The following is a 9,696-nucleotide window of genomic DNA, read 5'->3' on the forward strand; positions in this document are numbered from 1 at the left end:
GGCTCGCCCGGGGAAAGATCAGGCTGTTAGGTTCACTTAGCGGTCCTAGGACTCTGGCCCAGCGGTTCTCCTGCCACTTGCAGACGCAGGAGTGTCGTAGAGCGGCGCCGCCAAGGCACGGACCTTCGGGCGGGCAGCCGGCCCGCCCGTCGAATGGACAGGATCGATGTCAAATGAGCTTTCCCGCCATTGAGTCAGGTGCTCAGCCGAAGTCAGCACCGCGCGCGTTTCCCAGGTGGGTTTCTGCTGCACGCCTCAAACGGTCGGGCCCCAAGCAAAGAGCCCCGATTCCCGACCGCGATGGCGTTGAAGTCGGTGCTGTGCTCGGAACCTCCCGCACGCAGACCACCGTCACTTTGCACGCTGTGGGTTCTTTGGAACCGACATTCACAGTAATCCTTGAACCGAATCGACACGGTCAGCTACCCACGGTCCTTGTCGACCCGGTTGATGTCACGGGGCGGGTTCTCTTTGGAATGTGGCTCGGGGACGGTTACGACGGCACCAAGTATGAACTGACCAGCAGACGCGACGAGAACGGGAGTCAAACGGGCTGAGGGAGCAAACAAGCGTGGTGACAGGCCAACACGTCCCTGCGCAATTGCGCGACTTTGAATCCCTGCGGTCCGCACTAGCTAATGCCCGCGCCGGCCGTCCGGTCATCCAGGGTCTCTACCTCCTGTTCGGCGGCGGTGACCAGAGGCCGCTTGGCGTCCTCGACAGTATGGCGCTGACCAACGTGCGCACCGCCGCTGTGTCGGGGATGGGTGCTCGCCGACTGGCCGCGCCGGGGGCGAAGCGTCTCGTCGTCTTCGGCACCGGAGTCCAGGCCTGGGAGCACATCCGAGCCTTCAACGGGCTCTTCGACCTGACGGTCGTCGAGATCGTCGGACGGACGGCCGCACATGCGGAGCGACTGGCCGCACTCGTTCGCGGGCTCGGCCTCGAGTCCCGGATCAGGCGACTGCCACGGCGTCACCCGCAGCGACGCGATGATCGCGGCGCCGGCCTCTGTCAGTGCCTGCGTTTTTTCGGCCGTGTCGGCGACCTCGAACGCCACACGGATGTGCCCGCTCGGGATCCTATCGGCCTCCAGCCCGTCGACCATCTTCCTCTGCGCTGGATTGTGCAGCTCGAGAGTCGCCCGGCCGGCGTCGAGGACGATCCCGCGGGCCTCGACCTCGCCCTCGAACGACTTTTCCTCGGTCAGGCCGAGCGCATCACGGTAGAAGCGCACCGCGGCATCGTAATCGGCCGCCTCGACGACCAGGCGCAGCTGGCGGACGGGCGGCTTCGGGTCTCTGTTGGGGCTCATGCGCACAGGCTATGAGCGGTCGCCAGGACACGCAAGGGAGCTTGACGGGCCCGAGCGCCGGGTGTGCCTGGGCGCGAAGATCCCGAGTGCCGGGTGAGCTGGCTTCGCGCTGCTGCTGCACGGGCGTTGCCCCCCAGTCAGGTGCCCCCAAAAAACTCGGGCCCGCGCGCCAGGGTCACCCTCCCGGATCGGTGAACGGGCGCTGGTACGGTCAAGTCACGTCATCGCACGCATACTCGTCCGTAGGGCGGGATCGCACGGACCGGACCCTCGGGTCAATCGGTCCGCAGAATCGATAGGACCAGCACCATGGCCACCCAGTCTCGTCGTTTCTGGCATTCCCTACCACGCCGTTTCGGCGTCCAGATGGTGTCGGCCATGCTCCTGGTGTCGGTGCCGCTCATGATTGTGCTGGCGGTGCTCCTCACCTCGGAGTCGTCGGCGAACCTGACCGGCGCGGCCAAGAACACTGGCGTCACACTGGCGCGCGCAGTCACGGCACGGCTGGAGTCGTGGACGGTCGAACGCCACGATGATATGGAGGTCATCGCCGGCACGTACGACAGTCGACTCGGCTCCGCCGTTGCCTCGTCTTGGCTGGCCAAAATACACAAGGCATACGGCAGCTACACGCTGATTCAAATCACGGATGTCGCCGGAAAGGTCCTGGCCTCAAGCCGGCCGGACGTTGAGCTCTCCGTCACCAACCAGGAGTGGTTCAAGACCGTGGTCTCCGGCACGCCCGTGCTCACCTCGATGGCGCGTCAGGGACAGAAGATCGACTGGATCATCGCCGAACCGGTGCTGGACGGTGCGGGGAAGGTGAGCGCCGTGGTCGTCGCCAACCTGGACCCGATGGCGCTCCACGAGCTGATCATGCCGGACCTCATTTCGAGCTCGAGAACGAGCACGAAGATCGTCCTCGTCGACTCCTTGCACCGCTTGATCTACAGTTCCGACAGAATGAGCGAGCTGGCCGATGACACGGCGTTGCTCGCCGCCGGCGTGTTGAGCACGAACGTGGACACCGTCGCGACACGGCAGGCGTCCAGCACCGGCCGGCCCGGCTCGGCCCGATTCGTGGGGTACGCCGGAGATGATGTGATCGGCGGCTACGACGTCGTCGACGAACTGAACTGGATTCTCATCGCCTCGGAAAGCGCGAGCAATGTGCTCGCACCGGTTGCCGAACAGACCCGGCGCGCCATCTGGCTTGTCGTGGGGGGTGCGCTGCTCGCTGCGGCCGTCTCGGTTCTGCTCGCTTGGGGCACGATTCGGTCGGTCAAGCAGTTGACCGGGGTCGCGATGCGGGTCACCCGGGGTGACCTGGCGGCCCGCGCCGTGCCGACCGGGTCCAAAGAACTCGTGTTGCTCGGCGAATCGTTCAACACCATGCTCACCACCTCCGAGACGCTTATCGCCCAACTCGGCAGGGCCGTGGCCGAGGTGAATACCGCTGCGATGCAGCTTTCGGCGTCCTCCGACGAATTGGCCGCGATCACCACCCAGCAGAGCGCGGCGGTCACGCAGGCCACGGGAACCACCGAGGAACTCGCTCGCTCGTCGGTCGCCATTGCGGACACCGTTGACGCGGTCGCACGCCAGACCGCGGAAACACGGCTCAACCTGGAGCAGGCCGAGACCGACATCACCCTGTCGAGTGAGCGCACCCTCGCCCTCGCGGGGCGGGTCAATGACATTGACACCCTGCTCGTGCTGATCAACGACATCGCCGATCAGACCAATCTGCTGGCCCTCAACGCGGCAATCGAAGCGGCCCGCGCAGGCGAGAACGGTCGGGGTTTCGCGGTTGTGGCCGATGAAGTGCGTCGGCTGGCCGAACGGTCCAAGTCCTCCGCGGGTGACATCGCCGCGATCCTGGCCGACGTGCAGCGCGAAACGAACGCAACCGTCATCGCGATGGAAAAGGGCGCGAAGCAGATGCAGCGGGGTCTCATGCTGCTCGAGGCCGTCACGGACGCGACCGGCCAGGTCAGCCTGACCACCCAGCAGCAACGGAGTGCGACAGCCCAGGTCGTCGAGACGATGGAGCAGCTCACCGACGCCAGCCGCGCGGTCTCGGTCACCGCCAAGCAGATCGCCGCATCGGCCGGCGACCTCGCCGATCTGGCCAACGACCTCGAAACCAGCGCGGTTGGCAGCAGCGGACCACGATGACCGACCTGCACGCCGTGCTGTTCCCGGTCGGGGTCGATCTGTACGCCGTGCCGATCGAACGGATCGAGGAAGTGGTGGTGGCGCCGACGCTGACCCGGCTGGTCACCGCGCCGTCGCACGTGCTTGGGCTCTTCAACCTGCGTGGCCAGATCGTGCCCCTGATCGACGCGGCGGCGCTGCTGGGGCTGGGGTCCGTCGAGCCGGCAGCGTTTGTCGTCGTGCTGCAGTCCCGCCAGGGCCTGATCGGGCTGGCGGTCACGGATCTCCCTGAACGGGTCATCCTGGGCGCGCCCGTGGGCACGTCGGAGCTGGCCGGAACCGTCGGCTGCTTCCTGGTGCGGAACCGGGTGGCCGTGTTGCTTGAGCCGGATTCTCTTCTGGCGGGTGCGCTTCTGGACGGCGAGCGTCCGCGATCGGGCCAACGGGCCGCCAGGCGTCCCAGCGCACAACTGGATAGCGCACGCACGGGCGACACTGTCGCGAGCGGATCCGCGAGGTGAGCGGGCTCGACCTGGCACAGGTGCGGGAGTTATTCGCGCAGGAAGCTGAGGTTCGCCTCGCGCACCTTGATCAGCTTCTGCTCCAGCTCGAGAAGACGGGTGGGGATGAGTCGCTGATCCGTTCAGTGTTCCGGGAGCTGCATACCATCAAGGGGTCGTCGGCCGTCGCCGGGCTCGACGAGGTGAGCCGCGTCGCTCATGAGCTCGAGGAACTCGTCGACGAGGTGAGAACGGGACGACAACTCGTCACTCCGGAGATCATCGACACACTGCTCGCCGGGGCCGACCGCCTCGGGCAGGTCATCGTCGCGAGCCAGGGGACAACGACTGGTAGCCAGCTCGCAGCCGTCGACCGGCCAGAGCTGACGCGCGAGCGGATCCAGGCGGGCGCGGAGAATTCGCCGGTCGCCCCGGCCGTCCGCGACTCCGCCGGTGTCGTCATGGTGCCGATGGAACGGCTGGACGAACTGGTGCGACTGATCGGAGAGTCGGCATCCGCTCATTTGAGGGTGGGCCGGATGCTCACCGAGAAATTCGGCGTCGACGCGACCCTGAACACCGAGTTCAACGACCTCTCCCGAACCTTGAATCAGTTGCAGGACCGGGCAATGCGCACACGCATGGTTCCCCTGGCCACGATCACCGACAGGCTCCAGCGTGCGGTGCGTGACCTCGCACGCACGCAGGGCAAGACGATCAATTGGGACGTGCGGGGGACCGACACCGAACTCGACCGCGGTGTACTGGTGCAGCTGTCGGACACACTGTTGCACCTCGTGCGCAACGCCGTCGACCATGGGATCGAATCGAGCGCGCAACGAGCGGCGGACGGCAAACCGGCACAGAGCACGATCCGCCTGCACGCCATGCAGTTGGGCTCCGAGGTCATCATCGCCGTCACCGACGACGGCAGCGGGATCGATTCCGGCAAGGTCAAGGAGCAGGCCGAACGTCAGGGAATCGACACCGGCGGGATGAACGAGGAGGAGATGCTCAACCTCATCTTCACCGCGGGGTTCTCGACGGCAGCCGAGGTGACCGACGTGTCCGGGCGGGGAATCGGGCTCGACGTCGTGCGCGCCAGCGTGGAGGCGGCGCACGGCCGCGTCGAGGTGCGCTCCAAGCCGGGGGTGGGCACCGAATTCCGCATTATCGTGCCGATCACCCTGGCCGTGCTGCGCTGCCTTCTCGTCGAGGCAGGCGGGCAGCGCTTCGCATTGCCCTTCCATCGGGTGATCCTGTCGCAGCGCTTCGATCCAGCGAGCCAGACCAGTGCCGAGGGGCGCTCCGTCCTCCTTGTCGAGGGCCGTCCCATTCCGGTGTCGACCCTGGCCGGCACGTTGGGCCTGCCCTCTGCCGGACAGAGCACCGGCCCGATAGTAGTGCTTGCCGACACCGCTCGCCGGCACGGGTTTCAGGTGGACCGGCTGGTCGGTCAACGCGACGTCGTAGTCAAGGGGCTGAACGGCCTGCTGGCGCACCTCCCCGCCGTCGCAGGCGCAAGCGTCGAGCCAGATGGCTCCGTCCTGCTTGTGCTCGACCCGCCCGGCCTCATCCACCGAGCTCACCGGCTCGATCGCGGCCGCGCCCCGCGTGTACAAGACGCCCCGCCGGCCACGGCCCGCCAGCGCATCCTCGTAGTGGATGACGCCCTGACCATCCGAGAACTGCAACGCAACATCCTCGAGCGGGCCGGTTTCGAGGTGCGTGTGGCGGTCGACGGCACGGATGCGCTGTTGAAACTCGCCGAGGAAGCCAGTGAGCTGATCCTGACCGACATCGAGATGCCCAGGATGGACGGGTTCGAGCTGACCGAAGCGGTCCGCGCGCATCCGTCCTTCGCGAACATACCCGTCTTGATCCTGAGTTCCCGCGCGAGCGAAGCCGACCGCCGGCGTGGGCTCGACGCGGGCGCCGACGGCTATATTCTCAAGAGCGGCTTCGACGAGGGCAGCCTCCTTATTGCCGTGAACCGCCTGATCGGAGCACGAGCATGACGGATGCCGCGCCCGGCAAATCGATCAGGGTTCTCCTTGTTGAGGATGCGCCAACCCACGGCGGGGAGCTCACTCGAGCCCTGCAACGAGACGGGGACATCAGGGTCATCGGCCAGGCCGCCGCCGGGGAGGCCTCGATCAAGCGCGTGGGGGGGGAGAGCCCCGACCTCATCATTCTTCGGATCAGCACCAGCGCCGCAAGCGGGCAGGTCTTCATCGAACAAGTCATGGCGCGCGCACCGACGCCCATCCTTGTGCTGTCCAGCCGAATCGTGGATCGACTGTCTCCCGAGGCCGTCGAGGCCGTTGTGGCCGGCGCCCTCGGAGTGCTCCCGACCCCCGACCGTTGGACCGACGAGCTCGGGACCCAGCTTCGCAGCACGGTCCGTCAGCTGAGCAAAGTTTTGGCGATCCGGCATCCCCGGGGAGCCCTGTCCAGGAACTCGGCCCGGACCGCGCCGCCGCGAGGTGGCCGGCAGGCCGTGGTCGCGCTCGCCGCGTCGACCGGGGGTCCCACGGTGCTAGCGACGGTGCTCGCCGGGCTTGGTGGGCTCGACGCGCCGGTGCTCGTGGTGCAGCACCTGCATCCGGATTTCACCGGTAATTTGGTTGGCTGGATGGCACGCGCCTCGGCGCTGCCGGTAGAACTCGCCACGCACGACCAGATCGCCCTGCCCGGGCACGTCTATTTCGCCCCCGGCGGATCCCACCTGCGTCTGGCCGCGAAGAGTCGGCTCGAGCTCGCGGCCACCCCGGTCACGATCCACCAGCCGTCCGCGGACGAGCTCTTTCGATCAGTGGCGGAGCACGCCGGGTCCGCTGGTGTCGGGGTCATCCTGACCGGGATGGGCGACGACGGAGCCAAGGGGCTGCTCGAACTCCACAGCCGGCGCGGGCAGACTTTCGGGCAGGACGAGGACTCCTGTGCCGTCTTCGGCATGCCCCAGGCCGCCCTGCGCCTGGGGGCGCTCACAACTCTCTTGCCCCCTGAACAATTCGCGGCCGCGATCCGCCGTGCGGTCGCATTGGTGGGGTCATGATCGCGCTCGAACCGTCAGAAGCGATCATCTGCCGGGTGGCCGAACTCCTTGAATCAGAGATCGGCCTCCGGCCCGAATCGGCCCTGCGCGCCCGGCTTCGGCGCTGTATCCGCGACGAGTTGGCCGTGCTGGGGCTGGACTTCGAACGGTATCTCCGGGCGCTCGGGGCCAGTGCGAGCCTGCGCCAGGCCCTGCTCAACCGAGTGACGGTTCAGGAGACGGGATTCTTTCGCCACCCCGAGCATTTCGAGATTCTGGCGCAACACATCCTTCCCACCCTTCCGCAGCCGCTCAGCATCTGGAGCGCCGGCTGCGCCAACGGGCAGGAGGCGTTCAGCCTCGCCATGCTGCTCGACGAGCTGGGCATCGACGGCCGGGTGATCGCCACTGACGTGTCGACCTCCGCCCTGCTTCGCACGAACGCGGCCAGCTATGCGGCCCGCGAGATCACCGGTCTCTCACCCGAACGGATCGCGCGCCACCTCACCCCCGTCGGCCAGGCGTGGGAAGTCAACCCGTCGATCCGGGCTCGGGTCAGCACCGTGCACCACAACCTCATCGAGTCGGTGCCCCACCGGGTGCGCTCGAGCAGCGTCGTGTTTTGTCGCAACGTCCTGATCTACTTTTCCGACCAGCACGCGAGGGGTTTCCTCGACCGGGTCGCCGACGCTCTTCCTCAGGCCTGGATGTTGCTCGGTGCAGCCGAGACGATCTGGTCGATCGGCGACCGTTACGACACCGTGCGCCTCGGGGACACCTATGCCTATCGACCGCGCTCGGTGTGCGGTGTGCGCGTGACGGGCGGCGCTCTGCCCGCACGGGTTGCGGCTTCCCAGGTCGGTGCGGGGCACGCCGATGACGTCGCCGCCATCGCGATTCTGGCTGAGGCCGGACGCGAGTCGCTCGCGTCGGGCGACCCTGCAGCGGCCGTCGTCAGTTTTCGTAAGTGGGCATACCTGGCCGCGGACGATGCGCTTGCTCACCTGCATCTCGCCCTCGCGCTCGAAGCAATGAACGACCGCCCGTCGGCGCAGCGCGCCTTCGGCGCAGCGGGGCGCCTGCTGGGCGCCGACCCTGCGCGGCACGATTACGCGATTGACGGCTATTCCCCGAACGAGCTCTACAAACTTCTCGACGCCAAACAGCAGGAGTTGCCTCAATGATGACCATGGTGTGTTTTCGGTCCGCCGGAGCCGGGTACTGCCTCCCCGTCGAGGCCACCCGCGCGGTTCGCCCGGCGGACGGCATCCGTTCATTGCCTGGGGCTGCCTCCGACATCGTTGGCATCTTGCCCGGTCAGCCGCCGCTGACGGTGATCTCGGCGCTGGGCGGCGGAGGCAGCCACGTCCTCGTCGTTGAAACCGGTGAGACGACGTTCGGGTTGCTCGTGGATGCGGTCACCGGGCTGCGTCGCATCAGTGCCGCCGACATCCGCCCGGCCCCCACCGGACAGGGCCGCGCCTTCATTTCCGGAACGGTCGACTCGGACGGTGAGCTGATGCTGGTCGCCGACCCGGTGGCGCTGGCGGCGCGACTGTGAACGGCCTGGCAGGTTCAGGTGTGGCCGCGGCGGGCGCAACGGTAATGATCACCGACGATTCGCTCGTCATTCGCGCCGTCGTGCGCTCTCACCTGGAGGCCGCGGGCCACCACGTCATCGAGGCCGTCGACGGGACCGCGGCGCTCGACGCGTGCCGGGACTCTCCGCCCGACGTCATCCTGCTCGACATCGAAATGCCCGGGCTCGACGGCTACGAGGTGCTCGCGGAGCTCAAGGCTATCCCGGACCTGATGGACATTCCGGTCGTGTTTCTCAGCACGCTGACCGAGATGGACGACGTGTTGCGCGGTCTGCGCGGCGGCGCACACGACTACCTCAAGAAGCCTTTCGAGCCGGCCGAACTCGTCGCGCGTGTCGCCGCGGCCGCACACGTCAAGAAACTCCAGGACCAGCTTCGCCAGCGCAATGACGAGCTCGATCTGCTGTCTCGCACGGATGCGCTCACCGGACTGCACAACCGGCGCCATGTCGAGGAGAAGCTCGCCTACCACCATGCCCAGGCGGTGCGTCACCATGATCCGCTCTGCGCGCTCCTGCTCGACGTCGACAACTTCAAGCGCGTCAACGACGGTTTCGGACATCCCGCAGGCGACCTCGTGCTTGCCGAGTTCGCCGTGCGCCTGCGCCAGGAACTGCGCGAGGGGGATGTGGCCGGCCGGTGGGGCGGCGAGGAGTTCCTCGTCGTGCTTCCCCGCACCGATCTGGCCGGCGCACTCCTCGTCGCGGAGCGAATCCGCCGATCCATCGCAGCGACACCGATCGTGGCGGGCGGCACGCAGATCTCGGTGACGGTCAGCGGTGGCTGCGCCCTGGGGCCGATCGGATCCGCTGATGAACTTGTCGACAACGCCGACGCCCAGCTCTATGTCGCCAAAGCCGCCGGGCGCGACCGAATTGCGTCGACGACGGCCCGCGAGGTCCTGCCCCCGGAAAGCGGCCAAGATTCTTCGCGCCGCCACGCATAGGGTCCAAAAAGGAGGAGTAGTGTCAGCGACCACCCGTGTACCCGACAAGGTCGGCACTGACACCCCAAGGAGGCCGATATGAAGCTCACGTCCGCACAGAACGATCGCGCGACCGGGGTGCTGCTCGGCCTGGCCACCGG

At 67.2% G+C, this 9,696-nt stretch carries 7 protein-coding genes and 2 pseudogenes; 8 read left to right on the forward strand and 1 reads right to left on the reverse strand.

All coding sequences use genetic code 11. From position 1 onward, the window contains the following. Positions 1 to 574 precede the first annotated feature (574 nt). Positions 575 to 889, forward strand: a pseudogene (locus tag E3T54_RS17645) (hypothetical protein); the annotation flags it as partial. Positions 890 to 976: 87 nt separating this feature from the next. Here the strand turns inward: E3T54_RS17645 and E3T54_RS17650 are convergent. Next, positions 977 to 1,315, reverse strand: a pseudogene (locus E3T54_RS17650) (VOC family protein); the annotation flags it as partial. A gap of 309 nt (positions 1,316 to 1,624) precedes the next feature. Between E3T54_RS17650 and E3T54_RS03790 the strand changes: the two are divergent. The 7 genes from E3T54_RS03790 to E3T54_RS03820 are packed head-to-tail and all read left to right on the forward strand — an operon-like array spanning position 1,625 to position 9,556. Further along, complete coding sequence (locus E3T54_RS03790; RefSeq protein WP_134474639.1) at positions 1,625 to 3,493, forward strand: methyl-accepting chemotaxis protein; 1,869 nt, start codon at positions 1,625 to 1,627, stop codon at positions 3,491 to 3,493. Further along, entirely contained in the window at positions 3,490 to 3,993 is a 504-nt protein-coding gene (locus E3T54_RS03795) for a chemotaxis protein CheW (RefSeq protein WP_134474640.1), read from the forward strand. The genes E3T54_RS03790 and E3T54_RS03795 overlap by 4 nt, the downstream gene beginning before the upstream one ends. Continuing rightward, complete coding sequence (locus tag E3T54_RS03800) at positions 3,990 to 5,990, forward strand: response regulator (protein WP_134474641.1); 2,001 nt, start codon at positions 3,990 to 3,992, stop codon at positions 5,988 to 5,990. The genes E3T54_RS03795 and E3T54_RS03800 overlap by 4 nt, the downstream gene beginning before the upstream one ends. Continuing rightward, positions 5,987 to 7,030 carry a chemotaxis protein CheB gene (locus tag E3T54_RS03805; RefSeq protein WP_134474642.1) on the forward strand — a complete coding sequence of 348 codons (1,044 nt, stop codon included), beginning with the start codon at positions 5,987 to 5,989 and terminating at the stop codon, positions 7,028 to 7,030. Before E3T54_RS03800 ends, E3T54_RS03805 begins: the two co-directional genes overlap by 4 nt. Further along, the gene (locus tag E3T54_RS03810) at positions 7,027 to 8,193 is read left to right on the forward strand and encodes a protein-glutamate O-methyltransferase CheR (RefSeq protein WP_134474643.1); all 1,167 of its coding nucleotides are present in this window, start codon (positions 7,027 to 7,029) and stop codon (positions 8,191 to 8,193) included. The genes E3T54_RS03805 and E3T54_RS03810 overlap by 4 nt, the downstream gene beginning before the upstream one ends. Further along, entirely contained in the window at positions 8,190 to 8,570 is a 381-nt protein-coding gene (locus E3T54_RS03815) for a chemotaxis protein CheW (RefSeq protein WP_092325012.1), read from the forward strand. The genes E3T54_RS03810 and E3T54_RS03815 overlap by 4 nt, the downstream gene beginning before the upstream one ends. Positions 8,571 to 8,614: 44 nt before the next feature. After that, positions 8,615 to 9,556 (forward strand): diguanylate cyclase, encoded by a 942-nt coding sequence (locus E3T54_RS03820; protein ID WP_092325010.1) that lies wholly within the window; start codon positions 8,615 to 8,617, stop codon positions 9,554 to 9,556. The last annotated feature ends 140 nt before the right edge of the window (positions 9,557 to 9,696 follow it).

This window comes from Cryobacterium sp. Sr8 (assembly GCF_004403225.1).
Taxonomy (GTDB): Bacteria; Actinomycetota; Actinomycetes; order Actinomycetales; family Microbacteriaceae; genus Cryobacterium; species Cryobacterium psychrotolerans.

Excerpts from the sequence above, each read along its gene's own strand:
- E3T54_RS03790 (WP_134474639.1), top strand. The coding sequence starts at position 1,625 with ATGGCCACCCAGTCTCGTCGTTTCTGGCATTCCCTACCACGCCGTTTC.
- E3T54_RS03795 (WP_134474640.1), top strand. The coding sequence starts at position 3,490 with ATGACCGACCTGCACGCCGTGCTGTTCCCGGTCGGGGTCGATCTGTAC.
- E3T54_RS03805 (WP_134474642.1), top strand. The coding sequence starts at position 5,987 with ATGACGGATGCCGCGCCCGGCAAATCGATCAGGGTTCTCCTTGTTGAG.
- E3T54_RS03810 (WP_134474643.1), top strand. The coding sequence starts at position 7,027 with ATGATCGCGCTCGAACCGTCAGAAGCGATCATCTGCCGGGTGGCCGAA.
- E3T54_RS03815 (WP_092325012.1), top strand. The coding sequence starts at position 8,190 with ATGATGACCATGGTGTGTTTTCGGTCCGCCGGAGCCGGGTACTGCCTC.
- E3T54_RS03820 (WP_092325010.1), top strand. The coding sequence starts at position 8,615 with ATGATCACCGACGATTCGCTCGTCATTCGCGCCGTCGTGCGCTCTCAC.